Here is a 21,714-nt window from a genome sequence, read left to right on the forward strand (position 1 = left end):
TATCTTACGGGCAGAAATTTTAAGGAAGATCATCATGCAAACACTCGCAGGTAAAAAGATCCTTTTAGGTATTAGTGGTGGCATTGCTGCTTATAAATGTGCCGAACTTACACGTCGATTGATTGAGCGTGGTGCACAAGTTCAGGTTGTTATGACAAATGCAGCCAAAGAGTTCATTACCCCACTTACTATGCAGGCAGTCTCCGGCAGACCGGTATCAGATAGCCTGTTAGACCCAGCTGCTGAAGCGTCAATGGGTCACATAGAGCTTGCTAAATGGGCAGACTTAGTTTTACTGGCTCCAGCAACCGCAGATTTAATTGCTCGCATGAGTGCGGGTATGGGTAACGACCTGTTAACGACTTTGGTGTTAGCGACAGACTCTCCGATCGCAGTTTCACCGGCAATGAACCAACAGATGTACCGAAATATCGCCACTCAAGAGAACATTGCAACGCTAGAGCGCCGTGGGATGCACATCTGGGGCCCGGCAGCGGGTGAACAAGCTTGTGGAGATGTCGGCCCTGGCCGCATGCTTGAACCAATGCAACTCGTCGGACTCTGTGAGCAATTCTTCGCTGAAAAACCATTAAAGGGTCAATCAGTGGTTATCACCGCAGGCCCAACACGTGAAGCAATCGACCCCGTTCGCTATATTTCCAATCACAGCTCAGGAAAAATGGGCTTTGCTCTAGCACAAGCGGCACACGCGCTGGGTGCAAAGGTCACCCTAATTGCAGGCCCTGTTTCACTGGCAACCCCTACAGGTGTTGAACGTATTGACGTCGATAGCGCGCAAAGCATGTATGACGCAGCCATGCAGCATGCAACAACAAACGATGTATTTATTGGCTGCGCTGCCGTAGCAGATTACCGTCCAGCAACCATCGCAGAGCAAAAAATTAAGAAAACCGATGATAGCGATCAAATGACCATTAGTATGATCAAAAACCCGGACATCATCGCCTCCGTTGCCGCTCTGACTGAAAATAGACCCTTTACTGTTGGCTTCGCTGCTGAGACTCAAGATGTTGAAAGCTATGCGCGTGGGAAATTGGTCAAAAAGAATTTAGACCTCATTTGTGCCAATGATGTCTCAGTTGAAGGTCAAGGCTTTAATAGCAACAACAATGCAATCACCGTATACTGGAAAGATGGTAAGCAGTCACTTACTCTTGCATCAAAACAACAGATAGCACATCAAATAATGATGACAATCGCGGAAAAACTCGACGCTTAAAGCGCATTCATCTCTAGAGATGGAAATACCGCAGAACAAGGGGTTGTCAGGTTTGAGCACAAAGAGATTCAAACCCTTTTTTATTCAGAATGGTAACAAAATAAGGAAAGCTTCATGGCCGGAACAAGAAAAACCAACCGCCGAGATGAAATTTTGCAAGCATTAGCCGAAATGCTGGAGTCAAATGAAGGTGCTTCACGCATTACAACCGCAAAACTCGCTAAACAAGTTGGCGTTTCAGAAGCTGCGCTATATCGTCACTTTCCAAGTAAAGCGCGAATGTTTGAAGGCTTAATCGAGTTTATCGAAGAGTCTTTAATGTCACGCATTAACCGAATTCTCGATGAAGAGAAAGACACTCTGACGCGAATTCGCCTAGTATTACAATTAATCTTGGCCTTTGCTGAGCGCAACCCAGGTCTGAGCCGAATTTTATCAGGCCACGCTCTGATGTTTGAAAATGAGCGCCTGCGTGATCGAATCAACCAGCTGTTTGAACGCATCGAAACCTCACTTCGTCAAATTCTGCGTGAGCGCATGCTGCGCGAAGGAAAAGCCTTTCCAGTGGATGAAAAAGTATTGGCGGCCCAGCTATTGGGACAAGTTGAAGGAAGCTTGAACCGATTTGTTCGCAGTGACTTTAAATATCAGCCAACCGCTAATTTTGAGGAATACTGGGCGCTACTGAGCGCACAAATAAAGTAATAATTATGAGTAACAGAACCACCGTCGAAAAACCTAAGTTTTCTATTGCCTTAATGCACCCTAAATACTGGGGGGTTTGGTTTGGCTTTGGATTACTGGCCCTAATCGTTAATATCCTCCCATATTCTGTGCTATTTCGCATAGGACGTGGTATTGGACAACTTGGCATGCGAGTCGGTAAGTCACGTGTTCATATCGCTAAACGTAATCTGGAACTCTCTTTCCCTGACCTATCAGAGTCAGAGATCGACAACATGGTGACAGAGAACTTTAAGAACACGGGTATGGCGCTGATTGAAACGGGTATCACTTGGTTCTGGCCTACGTGGCGCTTTAAACGCATACTTGTTGCTAAAGATATCGAAGAGCTAAAACGACTCGATAAAGAAGGCAAAGGGGCTCTACTTTGCTGTGTTCATGCTCTCAACCTTGAAATTACCGCACGCGCTTTTGGTGTACTTGGTCTACAAGGTTATGGGGTTTACCGTCCACACAGTAATCCAGCCTATGAATTTATTCAGTACCGTGGTCGCAGCCACAATGGTAACCAATTGGTATACCGTCGTGATATCAAACAGATGATTCGAGTACTGCGCGATGGGCACCGATTGTTCTATTTACCAGACCAAGACTATGGTCATAACAAATCGGTATTTGTTCCTTTCTTTGCTGTAGAAGAGGCGTGCACAACCACAGGAACGAGCATTCTGGCTTACACAAGTAAATGTGCCATCGTGCCAGGTTCAGGTTTCCGCAATGCTGACGGTAAATACGAGATCATCGCTGATCGTGATATTTCGGCTGATTACCCGAAAAAAAATGAAGTTGCCGCCGCAGCCTACATGAATAAATTTGTTGAAGAGATTATTATGCGCGCACCAGAACAGTGGATGTGGTTACACAAGCGCTATAAATCGCTGCCAGATCATGCCCTGACTAACTCACGTTATAAATAATAAAGGCGTCGCTGAATGAGCACCAACGAAAAAAACAGCATTGATAAACATCTACATAACCCGACTTTTGAGTGGTCTTTTCTCCACCCAAAACATTGGGGGACTTGGCTGGGTATCTTCTTCGCCGCCCTGTTTGCTTTTATGCCATATCGCTGGCGAGACAGCCTAGCACGTAAACTGTCTGTATTTGCTGTACGAAAAAATGGCCGAGTGGTTCGACGTACTCGAGTTAACCTCGAGTATTGCTTCCCAGAAAAATCAGCGCAAGAGCGCCAAGCGATCCTTGAAGAGACGTTTGTAAAAGCCGCTCAGTATCTATTGGGCTACTCAGAGTTTTTGGTTCGTTCAACCAAACATAACCAAGACCGCGGTTTGATGATAGGTGAAGAGAATATCCTACCTCTGCTGGACGCCGGTGAGAATGTCATTATCCTTGCACCACATGCCTGGGCTGTTGACTACCCTGCGGTGATGCTTGCTGCAAAAGGCTACAAAGTGACAACGATTATGAAGCCGCAGCGTAACCCAATTGGCGATTGGCTAATGCAGGTACAGCGCATGCAGTATGGTGGTCGAATTTTTGCCCGTGAAGCTGGGGTTAAACCATTTGTTCGTTCAATAAAGGATGGATATTTGGGTTACTGGCTACCCGATGAAGATTTTGGTCCCGCCAACTCAGTATTTGTCCCCTTCTTTGGTACTGAAAAAGCAACACTTAAGGGATTTGGCAAAATGGCTCGCCTGTCAAAAGCCAAAGTCGTTCCTATTCTGCCTGCTTACAACGATAAAACAGGTAAATACGAAGTCCATATCCTACCCGCTCTCGAAAACTTCCCGACTGGTGATGAAGAAAAGGATGCGCGCGCTATGAATCAAGCGATTGAAGATCTGGTTCGCCCTCGTCCTGAGCAATATATGTGGAACTTATCGTTACTGAAAACACGCCGAGATGGTGTGGGTATTTACGATAATTCGTAAAGGCGGTTGCGAGTTGCGAGTTGCGAGTTGCGAGTTGCGAGTTGCGAGTTGCGAGTTGCGAGTTGCGAGTTGCGAGTTAAAATATTTAAGGGTTGACGCACAAACGTCAACCCTTTTTGTTTAGCTACGCTATGGAGGTGAGAGCTGGATTATTATCTCTTCGAGGGAACAAGTCCTGTCAACACCTTTGCACTAAAGTTTCTTTCACCGTTCTACCAGCTCAAACCTCTCGGTGGACGAAGTCAGTTCTAGAATCTCGCAGGGCGTAGCCCGATCTCGGAGCGCAGCGTTCTCGAGACTCAGTCTCTAAATCCCGTACTCAGCTCGGTACGCTTTCACTGCTTCAAGGTGCTCTGCATCGGTACCTTTCTCTTCTAGAAATGTCACTAAGTCCGTTAGACTAACGATAGAGATAATTGCACAACCAAAGTCACGCTCCACTTCCTGAATCGCAGAAAGCTCACCCTTACCTTTTTCTTGACGGTCAATAGCCACAAGAACACCCGCAAGGTCTGCACCATTTGCCTGAATGATTTCCATTGACTCACGAATTGCAGTACCAGCGGTAATGACATCGTCAACTAACATGATACGGCCTTCTAGTGCACTACCCACTAGATTGCCACCTTCACCGTGATCTTTTGCTTCTTTACGGTTGAAGCAGTAAGGCGTATCTAGATCGTGGTGATCCGCTAGCGCGACTGCTGTCGTTGTCGCAATTGGAATACCTTTATACGCTGGGCCAAATAGTACATCGAACTCAATGCCAGAATCCGCTAGCGCTGCTGCGTAGAAACGACCCAGACGCGCTAAGTCACGACCAGTATTGAAAAGACCAGCGTTAAAGAAGTAAGGGCTCTTACGACCGGACTTCAGAGTAAACTCACCAAACTTCAGTACTTCCTTTTCTAATGCAAACTCAATAAATTCACGCTGGTATGCTTTCATTGCTTTCTCTCTAAATAAAAGGTCTAGTTTTCTAGACGGTTTATAAACAGGTCAAAACTTAGCCTTAACTAAATCTTGATAAAAAAATAGCCCCCGTGATGGGAGCTATCTAAATCAATTTTCTAACGCCGCCTTCTGCGCCGCTACGATCTCGGTAATACCTTTGGTTGCCGACTCGAGCAATTTCATCAGCTCTGCATGAGTGAACGGTTCACCCTCTGCGGTGCCTTGAACTTCGATCATACGACCATCTTCGGTCATCACTACATTCATATCTGTGTCTGCTGCTGAATCTTCTGTGTACTCTAGGTCACAAAGGATATCCTCACCTAAGATGCCAACAGAAACCGCCGCTACGTGGCCTTTCATTGGATTCGCTTTTAGCTTGCCCTTCTCAACTAAGTGTTGGAATGCATCCGCCATCGCTACGCTCGCACCAGAGATAGACGCAGTACGGGTACCGCCATCAGCCTGAATAACGTCACAGTCAACCGTTACCATGATTTCACCCATCGCCTCTAGATCAACAACGGCACGCAAGCTACGTGCAATCAGACGTTGGATTTCCATCGTACGACCACCTTGCTTGCCACTTGTGGCTTCACGACGCATGCGTGAGTGTGTTGAGCGTGGCAACATGCCGTATTCAGCCGTTACCCAGCCTTTACCCTGACCTTTTAGCCAGCGTGGAACGTTCTCTTCAACGGTCGCATTACAAAGTACTTTTGTATTGCCGAATTCAACCAATACAGAACCTTCTGCATAAGCTGTGTAGTTACGAGTAATTTTGATTGGGCGAACTTGATCCGCCTTGCGATCGTTTGGACGCATGGGCATCTACCTTATATGAAGGGGGAGACGTTTTAGGTTGGGGCAGGATGATAGCATAGTTAGTCGCAAGCTCATAGTTTCGAGTAACGAGAAGCTCAACCAGTAAGCTATTCGCCTATCTCAGCTAGGATTTGTGCTACTATTGCCTCGCGTTATTTTCAAAGATGATTAAACAGGAAAATTCGATGATCTATAGTATGACAGCCTACGCACGCCAAGAAGTGAAAGGCGATTGGGGTACAGCCGTATGGGAAATCCGCAGTGTTAACCAACGCTACTTGGAAACCTACTTCCGCCTGCCAGAACAGTTCCGTGGCTTAGAACCAGTACTGCGTGAACGCTTCCGTAAGCGCTTGGCGCGCGGCAAAGTAGAGTGTGCTTTACGCTTTGAAGCAAACCCTTCAGCAAAAGGCGAACTGAGCATCAATGAAAGCTTGGCAAAGCAAGTAATCGACGCCGCTAACCAAGTGATGAAAATGACCGGTGAAGAGAGCCGCCTTAACCCTTTCCAGATTATGAACTGGCCAGGTGTGATGGAAACATCTGAACAAGATATGGACGCGGTAAACAAAGACCTACTCGCTGGATTTGATCGGGCTGTAGACGAGTTTATCGAGGCTCGTGGTCGCGAAGGCGAAAACATGAAAGACCTAATTGTTCAGCGCTTAGATGCTATCACAGAAGAAGTGGTCAAAGTACGCGCTCGCATGCCTGAAATTTTAGAATGGCAACGCGAACGTCTATTCTCTAAGTTTGAAGAAGCAAAAATTGAGCTAGATTCATCACGCGTAGAGCAAGAGCTGATCTTACTGGCGCAAAAATCTGACGTAGCAGAAGAACTTGACCGTCTCGATTCACACGTCAAAGAAGCGACTAATATCCTCAAAAAAGGCGGCGCTTGTGGCCGTCGTTTAGACTTTATGATGCAAGAGTTTAACCGTGAGTCGAACACATTAGCTTCTAAATCTATCAGCACCGATATCACCGCATCAGGCGTAGAACTTAAAGTGCTTATCGAGCAGATGCGCGAGCAGATCCAAAATATAGAATAGATTCCCCTCTACTCCATACACTTCCACAACGCCCTTATTTATAAGGGCTTTTTTATTTTCACCATCCATATACTTCCATAAAATTCATCAACAGCCATGAACAAACGGGGAGTATCTTGGGTAGCACTTTGCTATTCACTCCCCACCGTAGTATAAATATCACAACATACTCCCCACTTCTGGAGGGTGATGTCATGATAACTTCGATTAGAGCGATAAATTCAAGGAGATAGAGATGGGGAATCTCACCGTCAACCAAGTTAAGGCGATAGTAAAAGACCAAAAAACGGGTCGTCATGCCGATGGTGATGGTTTCTATCTAATGATTCCTAGAATAGGTCGACCATACTGGATGCTAAGGTACACCCTTTTTAAGAAAAGAAAGGAGGTGACTATTGGCAAGGTCGATGAACTTTCTCTTGCAGATGCAAGGTTGAAAGCATCTGAGCTTCGAAAGCAAATCAGCGAAGGGATTAACCCAATTGCAGAAAGAAAACGGAGTAAGCAAGCCGATATACAAATAATCGATGATCTCTTCGAAGACTGGTACAAGGATTTGTCCAAAAGGCTCAAGCATCCCAATATACCTAAGCGTATCTATCAGAAAGAGATCTCTCCACAAATTGGTCAATACACGTTGAAACGTGTCACTCCTTTAGATATCCGCAACATCATCCAAATAGTCGCTGACAGTGGCCGTCCAACCACAGCTAACGACACGCTAATGTACTGCAAGCAGCTTTTTAAACACGGTATGAAGATTGGTGTTATTGAGTCTAACCCTGCACTAGCATTTTCTAACTATGATGCTGGTGGTATTGAAGAGAGCCGAGATCGGGTCTTAGAACTGGAAGAGATTAAACATGTTTTTTCCGTCTTCAACCAAAACATTTATAGTTTCAATCGAGACAACTACCTAGCTTGTGCACTGCTTCTTTGTCTTGGCGTTCGTAAATCAGAGCTAACAGAAGCAAAGTGGGCTGAGTTCGATCTAGATAATGCTTTATGGCACCTACCAGCGGAGCGAAGCAAATCTGGGACAGGTTTCACTATTCCGCTTCCGGAGCTGTGCATACAGTGGTTTAAAGAACTGTATATGCGAGCTTGTGGTTCAGAATACGTCTTCCCTAACAGAAGAGAAAGCAAAGTACCGCACATGGGCAAAGACACATTGAACAGAGCTATTTCAAAGCTATTTGGTCGAGAGCCCGGCCGTAAGGTACAACCACCAAATAAAATGGGCGATATCAAACACTTTGCGGTTCATGATCTACGCCGCACATGCCGTAGCCTACTCGCTTCGGTAAAAGTTCCTAGCCATATCGCAGAGCGCTGTTTAAATCATAAGCTGAAAGGAGTCGAGGGTATCTATGATCGGTATGACTACTTGGAAGAGCGCAAGGAAGCTCTGGAAAAAGTCACAGATCTAGTAAAATACTATATTGTGATAGCTTAAAGATTAAGGAGCGTAATATAATCACCCTCTACAATATAGGTCTACAACCATAATTAAAATGATTGAAAATTTAATTTTTGATAATCAAGAGATAACATTTCACTAATTATATCAAAGACATTTTTACAGAAAAAATTAAACACCTTTGGGCACTTAATGTTACAAATCTCGATTATAACTAGAAAAGTATATCTACTTAAACATTCCAGTGGATTTATTTCCCAATGTCGTAATTAAAGTCTTTTCAGAAAACCCGAAAAGAAGGCCTAGTGTTAGTGCTACCTCCAGATTTTTGTCCATACTTTTTGATGATATCCCTCCTATATTGAAATCAATAAAACCTACTTGTAGAAGCATTATAAAAACGAAACTTAGCACACAGGTAAAAATACATCTAATATATGGTTCTCTAACTTCAAAAATACATTGAGTAATATCTTCGAAAGGTAAACCATTACTTCTTATTGCAAAAGATAGCCAAGAACCAAGACTAGTACCTATCAAGGCAATAAAATAGAAACCCCAATCACTTTTAAGAAAAATCGTTAATATATAGAGGATTAAAAACGCACAAGAAATCTTAGTTACTGATTTTCCATAAATAACAAGTGTCTTATTTCTGATTCTTGACCAATGATGCTTGAATATATCAGACTTTATATCAACGATACTTTGAACTGCAACTGGAAAATCATGCTTTTCCCCAGAAAAACAAAGTGATGTAGTATAAAATACCTGTTCATAATAGTTCAGCCTATTACTTTCATCATTCTCGAAAATATTATTTATTGTAGTAATTAAACTTTCAACATCAGATTTAAACTTCAAATATTCTTTTGGTATTGGACTTTCATTTACCGGTGTAAAACCAATGTCTTTGGGTGAGTCACTATTTTTAGGATACTTTGAGATCTTAAAATAACATTCAGTCATGTGCTATTACCGTTTTACCACATATATTGCAATCCATAACATTTTCTCTAGGTAATGTTATGGATGGTTTTATAGAGTGACAGCTAGAACTTATCCTATCAATGGATTTGATGATTGTATCAACATCTGATGTGGTTTCAGGATGAGAGTTCTTTAATTTTTCAAAATAGTCTTTAATTATAAAAAGATCTCTTTGTGGCATTAACTTTTAACCTCTATGTTTGTACTCACATTAATAGATCTAATATCAACCCCTGTAGCTCTAAGAGTTTGATTTAACTCATCAAAAACTTTGCTGGATTCTTTATTGATATCTTCAATTGTTATTATTGCACAGAAATTAATACCGCCAGCTGGAAAGTCTCCTGATTCTCTTTCAGTAGAAGTGACCTGCAATCTCCAGTTACTCGACTTTCCAACACCTTGCGGCATTTCTTTTCTATATTTCTTTACAGGCCACCATTTAAGTCCATGTTCAATTTGGCTTTTTTCATAATATGAATCATTGCCAACTTTCGTTTTCCAAATTGAATCACAATTCTTCCTATAGACCCATTTATTGTTCTCTAGTTTCTCTTGTTGTAATGCTGCGTCTACATTGACTCTACAGTATTCCGCTCCAAATTTTGCTTTGATTATAGGGTCATATACTAATGTTAGAGTGGCTCCACCTTTACATTTTCCATCATCAGTTGTAAGACTTTCTGGCCATTGAAATTTAAATTCTGCAACTTCACCTTTTTTAATATTACCTTCAAACATAATGGTGATAGCATAATCATCTGTCACAAGCATATCTTGTGCTTTACAAGGTAACCCAAAACCCACAAAACGTCGTCTAATAGAAGATTCAATAGACTTGTTGTTCGTCACATCAGGATTATTCGAATGGTGAATAAGAAGCGCTATAAGTGCATTTCTAGAAACAGCTTTATTCAATCGGTTTTCAATTGTAGCCAAAGTTTTTGCAACTAACGGAGCAGAAAAACTAGTCCCACCCTCACTTACTATTTGTCCATCTGAGTTTAAAGACATCAAGCCAGGTATGGATAAGTTTTGATAAAAGCCACCATAGTGTACTACATCAGGTTTAACTCCCATTGCAACACCCGGTCCACGCCTAGAATAAACTGTTGGTGTACAATGAATATGTTCTTTAGAACCCGGAGGATTTAGCGCTCCGACAGTTATAGCAGAAATAGCTTCAGCTGGCTGTTGCAACCTGTCAATATCAGATGCAATAGCGAGCTGAGACGGCCACTTAGCACGAAAATCTATAGGCTCTAAATTCCCTGCTGATATAACAAAAATCACATCATGTTTTTGTGAAATTCTATCTATTTGCGCAGCTGCGTAGCTATAGTTGTCATCACGAACAAGCTCTCTCAAATTTATACTGAAGTTAAATATACGAATGCCGTTTCTCTTCGCTTCTCTCACTTCAATATCGAGCCAATCAAAGAATTCACCATAACCATCAAAATATTCAAAAAATGAATTTTTTTCACTATGTATAGGTGTCCAAATATCATAAATCAAGCAGCCATCGTCTTCTAAATGATCTATATGCGGATTTAATGCTTTAGCACCAACTAACAAACTAGCGACTTGAGAACCATGATCTGGATCACAGTCCATTTCTCCAAACCCTTTAGACTCACCAATTTTCCACTGTGCAATTGATGAATTGCCTGTCCCTGAATCTATCAGTCCTACTTTGGGATAGTCTAGCCCAACTTTTTTAGGAAGAGTTAACTCCTGAAAAAACTCCTTCGATAATGTTTCAGAACGAGAGATTTTAGGAGGTAGCCAAACTTTTTTGACAATAGCGCTTTCCGCTAAAATGCTTAGTAAAAGCTCATGTCTAACGACATCATAGTCCACATAATTCCTATGCTTATAACTATCAAATATAGCATTTTGAAAATCAATAGAACTATCTCTATGACCACCACTGTAAAGTCTCAAATAAAATACATTACTACTGAGGCTATCAGCATTTGCCGGGGAAAGTACAACTCCAGCCCCTAAACGTAAAAGCTGCTCTCTCAACTCATGTTTGAGCTTATTAGATAAAGTATCGGTTGAAGAAGATGATTTGGTGTCTTCAAACTCCATTAGTTCGACAAAGTAGCCACTACATACAGCTTTATCGCTTATCCACTGCGTTGCTTCAACAGCAGAAAAACTCACCTTTTCGTCTTTTGAATACAGAGTTATTTTTTCAATTGCCCCGGTTTCACTACGAGCAATGCTAGGTTTGTATACCATTTTTTTCTTATTTTTATCGTATACAAGATTACTTTCTTCTTCTGTCGAGTAGATCTTCTGTTCTAACCAATTTAAAGAGCTATCAGATACTTGAAATAACAAAGAACCAATTTTCAATCCACCGATATGAGGAGACTTAGTATTAGGAAGTAAGCTCTTCATGGGACGGTGTGATTTTGCGAGCGCAGAAGGATTCAGATCCACTTTAACTACCGCAACATCCCTTCGACTAGAACGTAAAGACTCTTTTACATTTCGAACTTGCCTCAATAGGCTATTTTTGTGTTCGACAAAATCCTCATCTCTCCCACCAAAAAAGTCCTCTTGCGATCCTCCAACATTAGGATCAGGCTTATGTATATACTCATTGGGATTTAAGACAATTTGTAGTGGATTGTTTTTCATAGCCATCCTTTGAGGAACTTAGTTCGATACCTCGTTTATGATACGAGAGACTTTCGAGTGACTGTACTCAAAGATTTTACCAATCTCTCTCTGACTCATACCGATTTTTTTATTTAGAAGATACATAACCTTAGCTTCGTCACCAGCTTTTATTGTATCAACTAACTCAGAAGAAGTACTTGCGTTGATTAGTAATAGTGCTTTAACAATATCGAAAAATCTATGATCACTCTCAGAGAGTGCAACATGTCGCTTAAAATTATTTACTAGCAACTCAATGTCTGAACCACAGAAATCTTCTGTGACAACAGACAAAAACTTAATCTTATCATCCGATAACTCTACCGGAGGAAGATATCTGCAAATGATGCTCTCTCTAGCTCTCAAATCTGGCTTTGGTACATATACCCTAATGTCAAAACGTCTCCATACAGCAGGATCAAGCAGAACTTCGTGGTTAGTAATAGCGATAGACATCCCGACCTTTGAACGCTCATCAATACATTGAAGAAGAGTATTAACAATTCTTTTAATCTCTCCAACTTCTTGATTATCATCCCTAGCTTTAGCTACAGCATCAAATTCATCTAGTAACAAAATACATTTATGCTGAGATGCAAAGTTGAATAAATTGGTTATATTCCTTGCACTGGTTCCAAGCAATGAGGATACTAAACCGTCAAGTTTCGCTAAAACAACGGGCATTGATAACAGCTTTGCAATGTACAAAGCTAACTGAGTTTTACCGGTACCGGGTAAACCAAACAGCAAACAGCTTAGAGATGGGCTAACTCCAAACTTATTTAACTTCTCTACGTTTGACCATTCCTTTATTAACTGCCCAACCGCAGCAGATAAACTTTCAGAAAGTACAGGCATTTGGTTATCAACAAGCTCATTAGGAAAAATGACTTTTGCTAGTGGTGAACCACTCTCTTTATCTACAGGGACCTTGCTGTTAGGAGTCAATGGCTGACCTTTCAAATGAGACACCTTCGACAAACTTACTTGCGAAGGGGAAATCATATTTTTGGTACTAGCTTTTGTAATAAGCCGTTTCAGAACAGTTGCTTCATCTTCAGAACCATTCTCCTTCAATGTCGTATGTAACCTTTCTATTTGCTTCAAAGCTTCGTCAGATACCCCATCTTTCACAACCTGCCGACAGAGTGCTGAAACTATATGAAAGTTATCCACTTTAAATACCTGTATAAATGATCACTATATGGGTTTGATTATAATTTACATACCCACCACCCACAAGAGACAAAAAGTCAATAAACACACAAAAAAGCATAAAAAAATGAACCGAAGCGTATAAAATAGCAACCATTTTATCAATTTATGATACACCAACCAAGATCAGCCCATCGCAATAGAAACGCAAGAATCATGTCACATAAAAACATGCACCTCTAAAATCGATTTACAATTAAATCAAAAAATCTTCAGGCATATGTCATCAATGTGAATACTCACCATTGATTCCGACAGGAGCCTGAAATGAATCCCAAAACTTCCGAGTACCAAAAGCAGCAACGCTATCAGGAAAATGAAATCCTGGAGCATGCGGCGGAGATACTTGCTACACGCTACGTACGTGGCGATGCCCTAATCAATCCTGATGCCACCAAAGAGTATGTGCGCTGTAAGCTAGGCAGCTATGAACGTGAAGTGTTTGCCTTATTGCTACTGGATAACCAAAACCGACTGATTGAGTTTAAAGAGCTGTTTCAAGGAACGGTGGATGCGGCCAGCGTCTATCCACGTGAAGTGGTGAAAGCGGTGTTAGAAGTGAATGCCGCAGCGGTGATATTTGCCCATAACCACCCATCCGGTGATTCTACGCCGTCTCAAGCCGATAGGCGCATAACCGAAAGACTCAAAGATGCTTTAGCGCTGGTGGATGTTCGCGTTCTCGACCATATCGTGACAGGCGATGCCTGCACCTCATTTGCTGAAAGGGGGTGGTTATGATTGAGCGACATTACGGTGAGCTTTCTATTGATGATGCGTTACATGCGTCACTAGAAGCACTGCTTAATCGGTACACTCTCCCAGAGAACGCTGAACGACTCGTGCTGAACTGTCGCCAAATGAGTTACTACCGACATCGACAAGGTTTGCACCCGATAGAGGTACAGTTTAAACGTGAGTCAGCCTCAAGCTCTTGGCTGGTGGTGTTCTTTGCTAGCTTCTCTTATCCCGATGACACCAGCACAACCGTTGAGCCTGAGTTGTACTTTCACCTTGCTAATCGCTGGTGCTATCAACCCGATGTGGGGAGCACAGATTTATCCCATCCGGAGGTACAAGAGCTACTCTCGGTATGGATGAAAGCCTTTGCTCGTCACCTTTCCAGAAACGTCTTTGATGACGTGCAACTGACGATGGTCGGTACGTTTCACTAAATCCTAATCTCTCATTTCTTATTTGAATCCTGAAACAAGGAGGACTCACTATGTCCAAATTAATCTTCACAGCATCATCACTACCTGTATCGAAGAAACTGCATAAGCTGCTAAGTGAGCAACTCACCGCTCATTTGCTGAGTAATGAAGCACTGACCACCAGCCGTTATCTGGTGTTTAACTTTCGTGATAAAAGTTACAGCGCGGATGAAGGCGGTTTCCATCCGGTTGAGATGGCGATTTGCCAAACCTCAACAGGAGAATGGAGCATTGAGTACATCACCGACTTTGCTTACATGGGGAACTACTATCCAGAGCTAGAACGCAACTTGGATTTTGATTTTCGGGTTGGGCAGTTCTTTGTTGCTTATCGTGGCTGGCTACCAATGCAAGGTAGCCGTGATGCCAAAGAGCTGTATCGGCTATGGGAGAATAACTTTCTTGCCTATGTCGATATGGACGCTTACAACGAGATAGCCGTCACCCCGCAATAACTCATGACTTCCCTTCTTCTACAAACCATCAAACTTGTCACCGCCCTCATCACGCTGTTTTCACTTTCCCCGTTCTTCGGTGCCATTGGAGTCCTATCCACTTTAGGATTTCTGGTGGTGCTGTTGATTGGGTTATTGGCAGCCATTGCCGAGCTCAGTGATAAGCATAGGCCTCGTTAATGTTAATCGGCTCACGCTTTGGTGATGCCGATTGATGCTGTTTACACCGTTGGACATTATGTGTCTGACCCACCTCTATTCTCCCGACATTAAATGTCCGACTCCGGTGTGGAGCTTTGATGTATTGAGAGCGTAGTCATGAGCAATAAAACCAGCATTGAAGGGTTATCCGCTTTGCTGCACACGCTGATGCTTATTCCTCAACATCGATGGATCACCGTTAGGGAGTTGCAGCAGCAGTTAGCCCTACTCGATATCCACCGCACCACGCGCAGCATTAAACGCTACCTCGATGAAGTTATTGTGGAGGTGTTTAACGTGGAGTGTGATTCGATGAGCATGCCCCATGTTTATCGCAAAACCTCAGAGCAATTACTGAAGCTCAACAAGCAGGAAATGCTCTATTGGCAACTGACCAACAAGTACTTACTACCGCTTGTTCCTGATGCACTGAATTATGGACAAGGGTCCTCCTCGGAGAGAGACAAACCCTTATCACACAAGGGTTCAGCACATTCAAAAGAGCAAGCATGGTTGGCAAAAGTACATGTGGTATTGCCCACGATTCGCGAGTGGAGTGACGAGCAACGGCAAGTGTTGAATGCGGTACATACGGCATTACTGCACAACCGTATGCTCAAGATATCTAGCCAAGTATTGCAGCAAGAGAAGGCGCTCATTGAGCCACTGGGACTCTCGGTTCAGTGTGACGCGCTCTTGCTGCTCTTTCGTTTATCCGGTCAACACACGATACGCACCCTAGCCTTGCCTTTGATTGATGAGGCCAGTGTATCGACGTTTTCTTTTACCTATCCGACTGATTTCAATCTTGAGCGGCTCATGCGTGAACACGATGGAATCAGTGCATCCTGAATTGCACTCACCGATAAGGAGAGCACCGTTATGACATTAATCAACACCCTAATCCGATACGCCGCTATGAGCGTGCTGTTTATCGGACTCACTGCTTGTGGCGATCAAGAAGAGACTCAAGCAGCAACGGCAGATATTGAAGTGTCGATATCAACTAACCCTCACTGGGGAACATTGGTCTTTGACCTGCAAGCCATCACCGACAACACCGTAATCAGCGATGTAGTGATTAACCGTGGCAACTGCCGATTACCCGCAGGTACAACCTCCGAGCTATCAAGAAGCGTTTCATTGAAGTTCGGCCAGACCTACACCGGATACAGCAACAACTGCACCGTGGACAACGTGAAAGAAATCGAAGTCACCTCCAGCGCTGGGACCTTTGTTTACACCTTCTAACTTTCAATTCCCAAATAACACACTCAACCAACTCGTAAGGATCAACTATGAACAAGTCAACTCTACTCATCACAGCAGCATTAGCTTTCTCTGCCTCTTCCGCCTTTGCTGGTGGAACACTGGGCGGTAACCCATCTGCGGATTCGGGTGCAGTTAACGTCAGTGTGGGCAAATGTACTCAATACAAAATGGATGTAAAGGCGGCGCAACAGGCAGGTAAGGATGCATCAACCATCATCGTTCCTGAAGGCTGTGAAGCCATCAAAGAAAAGTAATGCCAGCACAGCAAGGTTAATAGTAAAAATTAAGTGGTATTCCTTGCGTCGGAGTGCGTTTAGTATTTAACTTCTACGACAGAGAACATCCATTACACTCCGTATTTTTGCCGAATAATAACTTTTAAGCGTTATTTGTATACTCTGTCCTTTAACCTTAATGCCTTTCGGGCAGAGCCCAAAAGGACAATCCCCCCCCTTCGTAGAAGGTGGTTTAAGGGTAAAAAGCACAATGAGGAGCATGATTGCTCCTCATTTTTGTTGAACAAGTCAAATACACTGCTAGCCTAATTAGGCGTATGTCGAATAATGGCTATTCTTTCAGGGATATCGCGCCTTATGGCTTTTTTATGAAATTGTGATATCCCCCTCCCCCAAAAAAACTTGAGCATTGTGATTCTTCTTGATGAGTCGTCAAGCTAATAATAACTTCACTCGGTACATCTCTGTTTCTAATAAAGTTGCAATGTAGACACAATATAAGAATCTAGGCAAGAGACCTAGACATTAAGTACATTTAACTCATCAGTTGGCAGCATTTTGACTTAGTGCCATCTACTTAAGCACCAAAATCCAATCAAACGCACATCAACAACATTTAACATCCAGTTTTTTTATTTATCACCGTTTTCAATATCGTTACAATTTTATCTAGATCAACTTTGATAGCCATAATTCCTTAAATTTATTTTTAACCTATCAGTTTATAATTGTAAATTGATATTACTTCTTCATGTTCAATTACTAGGCATTTATTTTTCTAGCTCTATGAAATGTAAAAATCTCTGACATTGCGAATGCTAAATAAATATTTTGGTCACAACAATAATGTTAAGTGTTATCTATCATCCTCTCGGGTCCATCCAAAGTCATCAAAAACAACATACAGGGCTGGAATGATGAATAATACTAATACTGTCGATGACAATAAACCGAATACAACAGAAATGGTTAATGGTTTAAGTGATGCTGATTGAGTACTAGTTTCAGTTAATAATGGTAACAACCCAGCAATAGTTGTGGTGGATGAAATCAATATGGCTCGAAGTCTATCACGGCTTGCCTGTCCAGCGGCCACAGCAGTGGGTAGCCCAGAAAATCGGTGCTCATTGATAAACTGAACCAAGAGAATAGCGTTGTTTACTACAATTCCAGCTAATGAAGCGGCACCAATTAAAGACGGACTAGAGATATACCATCCCATAGCAACATGTCCCCACATAGCGCCAATGAACGCAAGCGGTATAGAAAGCATAATGATCATAGATTCAGAGTAACTTCTGAATTGAAATGACAAAATAACAAAAATACCGATGAGACCGATAAGTAGGCCTTTGGCAATAGATCCTCCCGTTTCATTTGAACTCGCAACCTCTCCTTCATAAGAGACTGCAATAGTTGGGTATTTCTTCAGGAAATAACTTAACCAGTTCTGATCTATCTCACTGATAATATCCTTCGCACTGGCAAGATCTGACTTAACTTGAGCCTGAACTGTTACTGTTCTTTTATCATCAATTCTGGTTATTGTTCCCCAACTTTGTTCGTCCGTAACTTTAACCAAAACATCGAGTGGAATCTTACGCCCATCATCCAACAGGATGGTTTGCTCAGTAATATCGTCTAAGCTAGAGCGATCACTACCAGACTGGCGCACTAAGATATCGACATCTTGTAATCCCACTCTTTGGGTATCTGCGATATCGCCCAGAAAAGCAGATCGAAGTTGGCTCGCTATACTATCGGTAGTCAAACCAAAGCTATAAGCTCCTTCAAGAACTTCAAACCTTCTCTGAGGTTTACCCGGTCTTAGGTTATCACTTACGTTATAGATGGCTTCATAAGTTTTCAGGTGATTAGACAATTCTTCTGCACCAAGTTTAAGTTCATTCAAGTCATCTCCTTGAAGACGTATCTCGATTGGAATGCCCGCAGGCCCAAAACCGGGTTCTTTGATGATTAGACTTAGTAGACCTGGAATATTTCCAATATTTGAATACCAACGTTCCGTTAGCTCATTCAAGGTGATGGAACGCTTTTCTGCAGTTAACAAATCGACCATGACAGTAGCAAGATGAGCCCCAACCTCTCCAGCACTAGGATTATAATTAAATCGCACCTGTGTAAGTTTTACTAACTCTTCACCAGTTTCAGATTTATGTTGGTTGTGTATAGTCCATATAGCGGATTCTATTGCACGAGCTACCTGCTCCGTACTAACTAAAGGAGTTCCCTGTGGTAATAATATTCGAGCTTCCAGTGTATCACCATCCATGTCTGGCATTGATTCTGTGCTTATATGCCCCCCAGCTATATAACCTATAGAGCTAAGCATAACCACCGTTATTACAGCTACAACATGGTACCTATACTTAATGGCCTTATCAGTCAGCACTCCGACATGTTCTTTAAATACTTCAAACTTTTCGTCTATGTACCGTCGAATTTTCGACGAGTCATGTTCAGCGGTTTTTTTGATACTTCCTTTAAGGTGATGAGGCAATATAAAGAATGCTTCTATTAGACTGGCAGTTAATGCTGCTATCAATACCACTGGTAGCACTTCAAGTACTGCCCCCAGTTCTCCAGAGAGAAATGACAAGGGCAAAAAAACCGAAACTGTGGTAAGAAAGGAAGACATCACTCCCGGCACAACCTGTATTGTACCTTTTGTTACAACCTGTACTGGGGTCAGGTCTTTATCTGTGTTAGCAACAATATTGTCGGAAATTACTATGGCATCATCCATCACGATACCGATAGACATCAATAAAGCGACGAGGGTTATCATGTTAATAGATAATCCAGTTAAACTCATCACCCAGAAGGCACCCATAAATGCAATGGGAAGCCCCAGCACAGCCCAAAAAGCCAACTGGGGTCGAAAAAATAAACTCATCACAAGAATTACCAATATAAGTCCAATGACACCATTTTCAATCAACATGGTTAGTCGATCTTTCACGATACTAGTCATATCTTGAGTGATAAAGTAGTTTAGGTTGCTATGTTTTTGACGTTCATTCTCTGTCAATTCCGTAAGAGAATCCATTATATCCAGAGCATCATCACGCAAAGACTTACTCAATTCTAATACAAGCCCTCGTTGCCCGTTGATAAGGATTTTATCTTCCGGTTTTTCTCCAATTTCAGTTAATGTTGCGATATTGCCAAGCGTGACTTCTCCCCCGCCTTCAGCAGAAGAAACAACTACTATATCTGAAAGCGCTTTTAGCGAATTTCTCTTTTCAGTAAAGCGTAATTGAATATCACGATCATAAGTTTCCAAAGTGCCCATCGGTATATCGACACTCTGTTTTGATAATATTTCGGAAAGTTTATTTATAGAAAGATCGTATTGAGCCAATACGTCACGAGGTACTTCAACTAGCCATTGTCGTTGAGACATCCCTCGAATGGTGACATTAGACACTCCCGGCAGTGACATAATTTTCCTTTCCAACGAAAGTGCATAATCTTCCAGTTGTGAAATAGGTAGATCTCCGGTAATTCCGACTGCGGCAACAAGATCGCTTCGGTTAAGTTGCCGAATAATAGGCCGTTCAGCTCCTTTAGGCATACTTGTAATTGCATTAACTTCTGTTTCTATTTCACTAATAAAACGAACAACATTGCCTTTTGGTTTCATTGTTGCCGTAGCGTTAGCCGCATTGTCCTGTGCTGTACAGACTACCTCATCCAAATAATCGATGCGTTTCAAAGAGTCATAAATTCGCGCACAGATTTCTCCTTCAACATCTGATGCACTTGCACCACGATAAACTACCTCAATACCAACTTCTATCGGGCGATAATCTGGAAACGTTTCTCTTTTTAAAGACGGCATAGAAAACAAACCAGCCGCAATTATAATTATTAGCAGTAAATTTGAAGCCGTTGGATGAGCAGCGAACCACTTAATCATAGTTTCACTCCAGAAGCTGCTTCTCGGATATATTTTTCAAGTTCAATGTTATGGTTCTTTTTTACTGGCATTCCAGTAAGCGCCATTGATAGGTCATCAGTAACAATAATGTCTCCTGGCACTAAACCTGTGGAGATAACCGACAAACCGCGTTGTTCAAAACTTACTTCCACTTTTTGACGCTTTAGCCTATCGCTTTCATCAACTACATAAACCTCACCCTGATGAATTGCTGAAGTCGGGATAACGATAAGTGGATGATGACTTGGAACTGACATTAATACTCGAACATACATATTGCTCTGCAATGCTGGCCTTGTTGAATTATTGCCTAAATGATAAGGATCCGATACAACAACAACTACACGAGCACTACGTGTTGCAATATCAAGTCCATTTGCAACCTGTTGAACTTTTGCAGCCCAAATGATATTGGGAGATTGAGCTAACCGAACTTCTGCATTAATGTCATCAAACTTAAGAAACTGTAGCCTATTTATAAGATGACTTTCTTCATCATTGCTTTTAAACTGACTTTGCATGAAATATCTAAAAAGATTAAAAGGAATGTTAGCTTCCACTTCAGCCTTATCAATATTATCAGCACTAAAAACAACCGAACCACTATTAACAAATTGGTGCAGATCAACGTTAACCTCTGTAATTCTTAGATCATAAGGTGCAATAAATAGAGTATCTTCTAGATCATTTCGTGCTTGTTTAAGTTTAACTTGTACCTGCTGTTTTTTGGCCTGAAGGATATCATATCGTGTAGGTATCGATAATAACTGGTCTTTTAGTGACTGAACTTCCTGTCGAGCAGTAATTGTATTTAATAGTTGCTTATCTCTTTCCGATGCAGAAATAGACTTATTTCTGGCAAGTAGATTGACTCTAGAAAGCTCTTTTTCCATTAGATTAAGTCTTTCCGTACTTAATGATAATGATGCTTCTAAGCTTTCTCTGTCTATCGTTAGCTGTGCCAACTCTGCTATTACTGAAGCTAAATCTGATTTAGCTTCTTCAATAGCTAGTTGATATCGACTAGGATCTATTGCCATCAATTCTGTGCCTTTCCGAAAAATAACTCCACTTTTGAGGTTAGGATGGACTTTAACTATATGTCCAGATACATTCGTAATCGCATTCCATGTTTGAACTGGACGAGAAATACCAAATCCTTCAGCCTTAAATACAAAATCAACAGCATTGACTTCAATAACATTCATTAATGTTGGTAAAGCCAGCGTATCATCAGTCTTAGGGTGTTTTTGAGTAATTTTAAAAAATAAGAATACACTTATACCAATAACTAACCCTATAATTAAAACCACCCCTTTATTATTCATACTATTTGATATTTTTATACACAAAGTCCAACT

Annotated in this window: 19 protein-coding genes; 12 read left to right on the forward strand and 7 right to left on the reverse strand. The window is 41.9% G+C overall.

Annotated features, from left to right (window positions below):
* Positions 1–34 precede the first annotated feature (34 nt).
* The 4 genes from coaBC to lpxM all read left to right on the forward strand — a co-directional run bounded on the left by coaBC (position 35) and on the right by lpxM (position 3,879).
* Positions 35–1,240 carry a bifunctional phosphopantothenoylcysteine decarboxylase/phosphopantothenate--cysteine ligase CoaBC gene (coaBC, locus tag ACQEXT_RS10160; RefSeq protein WP_426951916.1) on the forward strand — a complete coding sequence of 402 codons (1,206 nt, stop codon included), beginning with the start codon at positions 35–37 and terminating at the stop codon, positions 1,238–1,240.
* Between the two features lie 114 nt (positions 1,241–1,354).
* Entirely contained in the window at positions 1,355–1,945 is a 591-nt protein-coding gene (gene slmA, locus ACQEXT_RS10165) for a nucleoid occlusion factor SlmA (protein ID WP_138972942.1), read from the forward strand.
* Between the two features lie 5 nt (positions 1,946–1,950).
* The gene (locus ACQEXT_RS10170; protein ID WP_426951917.1) at positions 1,951–2,901 is read left to right on the forward strand and encodes a Kdo(2)-lipid IV(A) acyltransferase; all 951 of its coding nucleotides are present in this window, start codon (positions 1,951–1,953) and stop codon (positions 2,899–2,901) included.
* Between the two features lie 15 nt (positions 2,902–2,916).
* Positions 2,917–3,879: a lauroyl-Kdo(2)-lipid IV(A) myristoyltransferase gene (gene lpxM, locus ACQEXT_RS10175; RefSeq protein WP_426951918.1), complete on the forward strand. Its 963-nt coding sequence runs from the start codon at positions 2,917–2,919 to the stop codon at positions 3,877–3,879.
* Between the two features lie 306 nt (positions 3,880–4,185).
* Here lpxM and pyrE read toward each other — a convergent pair whose 3' ends face one another.
* Positions 4,186–4,827: an orotate phosphoribosyltransferase gene (gene pyrE / locus ACQEXT_RS10180; protein ID WP_138972939.1), complete on the reverse strand. Its 642-nt coding sequence runs from the start codon at positions 4,825–4,827 to the stop codon at positions 4,186–4,188.
* Between the two features lie 114 nt (positions 4,828–4,941).
* Positions 4,942–5,658: a ribonuclease PH gene (gene rph, locus ACQEXT_RS10185; protein ID WP_138972938.1), complete on the reverse strand. Its 717-nt coding sequence runs from the start codon at positions 5,656–5,658 to the stop codon at positions 4,942–4,944.
* A gap of 185 nt (positions 5,659–5,843) precedes the next feature.
* Between rph and ACQEXT_RS10190 the strand changes: the two genes are divergently transcribed.
* Positions 5,844–6,710: a YicC/YloC family endoribonuclease gene (locus ACQEXT_RS10190; RefSeq protein ID WP_331416700.1), complete on the forward strand. Its 867-nt coding sequence runs from the start codon at positions 5,844–5,846 to the stop codon at positions 6,708–6,710.
* A 235-nt stretch (positions 6,711–6,945) separates the two neighbouring features.
* Complete coding sequence (locus ACQEXT_RS10195) at positions 6,946–8,166, forward strand: tyrosine-type recombinase/integrase (protein ID WP_426951920.1); 1,221 nt, start codon at positions 6,946–6,948, stop codon at positions 8,164–8,166.
* Positions 8,167–8,358: 192 nt separating this feature from the next.
* Here the strand turns inward: ACQEXT_RS10195 and ACQEXT_RS10200 are convergent, their stop codons facing one another.
* The 3 genes from ACQEXT_RS10200 to ACQEXT_RS10210 all read right to left on the reverse strand — a co-directional run bounded on the left by ACQEXT_RS10200 (position 8,359) and on the right by ACQEXT_RS10210 (position 12,972).
* Positions 8,359–9,099 carry a hypothetical protein gene (locus ACQEXT_RS10200; protein ID WP_000133662.1) on the reverse strand — a complete coding sequence of 247 codons (741 nt, stop codon included), beginning with the start codon at positions 9,097–9,099 and terminating at the stop codon, positions 8,359–8,361.
* Positions 9,100–9,300: 201 nt separating this feature from the next.
* Positions 9,301–11,775, reverse strand: coding sequence for a S8 family peptidase (locus tag ACQEXT_RS10205; RefSeq protein ID WP_426951921.1), 2,475 nt, complete (start codon positions 11,773–11,775; stop codon positions 9,301–9,303).
* Positions 11,776–11,793: 18 nt separating this feature from the next.
* Positions 11,794–12,972 (reverse strand): AAA family ATPase, encoded by a 1,179-nt coding sequence (locus tag ACQEXT_RS10210; RefSeq protein ID WP_426951923.1) that lies wholly within the window; start codon positions 12,970–12,972, stop codon positions 11,794–11,796.
* 306 nt (positions 12,973–13,278) lie between these two features.
* On the opposite strand from ACQEXT_RS10210, the gene radC reads away from it, so the two are divergent.
* From radC to ACQEXT_RS10240, 6 genes are all read left to right on the forward strand, one after another.
* Entirely contained in the window at positions 13,279–13,752 is a 474-nt protein-coding gene (gene radC / locus ACQEXT_RS10215) for a RadC family protein (RefSeq protein ID WP_426951925.1), read from the forward strand.
* Complete coding sequence (locus tag ACQEXT_RS10220; RefSeq protein ID WP_061898271.1) at positions 13,749–14,186, forward strand: DUF2787 domain-containing protein; 438 nt, start codon at positions 13,749–13,751, stop codon at positions 14,184–14,186. The genes radC and ACQEXT_RS10220 overlap by 4 nt, the downstream gene beginning before the upstream one ends.
* Before the next feature lie 50 nt (positions 14,187–14,236).
* On the forward strand, positions 14,237–14,680 hold the full coding sequence (locus tag ACQEXT_RS10225; RefSeq protein WP_061898272.1) for a DUF2787 domain-containing protein: 444 nt from the start codon (positions 14,237–14,239) through the stop codon (positions 14,678–14,680).
* Positions 14,681–14,998: 318 nt separating this feature from the next.
* Positions 14,999–15,733, forward strand: coding sequence for a WYL domain-containing protein (locus ACQEXT_RS10230; RefSeq protein ID WP_426951926.1), 735 nt, complete (start codon positions 14,999–15,001; stop codon positions 15,731–15,733).
* A gap of 30 nt (positions 15,734–15,763) precedes the next feature.
* The gene (locus ACQEXT_RS10235; protein WP_061898274.1) at positions 15,764–16,132 is read left to right on the forward strand and encodes a hypothetical protein; all 369 of its coding nucleotides are present in this window, start codon (positions 15,764–15,766) and stop codon (positions 16,130–16,132) included.
* A gap of 47 nt (positions 16,133–16,179) precedes the next feature.
* The gene (locus ACQEXT_RS10240; protein WP_061898275.1) at positions 16,180–16,407 is read left to right on the forward strand and encodes a hypothetical protein; all 228 of its coding nucleotides are present in this window, start codon (positions 16,180–16,182) and stop codon (positions 16,405–16,407) included.
* A gap of 838 nt (positions 16,408–17,245) precedes the next feature.
* On the opposite strand, the gene ACQEXT_RS10245 is transcribed toward ACQEXT_RS10240, so the two are convergent.
* Both ACQEXT_RS10245 and ACQEXT_RS10250 read right to left on the reverse strand, forming a co-directional pair.
* On the reverse strand, positions 17,246–20,332 hold the full coding sequence (locus ACQEXT_RS10245) for an efflux RND transporter permease subunit (RefSeq protein WP_426951927.1): 3,087 nt from the start codon (positions 20,330–20,332) through the stop codon (positions 17,246–17,248).
* Entirely contained in the window at positions 20,329–21,681 is a 1,353-nt protein-coding gene (locus tag ACQEXT_RS10250) for an efflux RND transporter periplasmic adaptor subunit (RefSeq protein WP_426951928.1), read from the reverse strand. The genes ACQEXT_RS10245 and ACQEXT_RS10250 overlap by 4 nt, the downstream gene beginning before the upstream one ends.
* Between the last annotated feature and the right edge of the window lie 33 nt (positions 21,682–21,714).

This window comes from Vibrio sp. TRT 29B02 (assembly GCF_050113655.1).
Classification (GTDB): domain Bacteria; phylum Pseudomonadota; class Gammaproteobacteria; order Enterobacterales; family Vibrionaceae; genus Vibrio.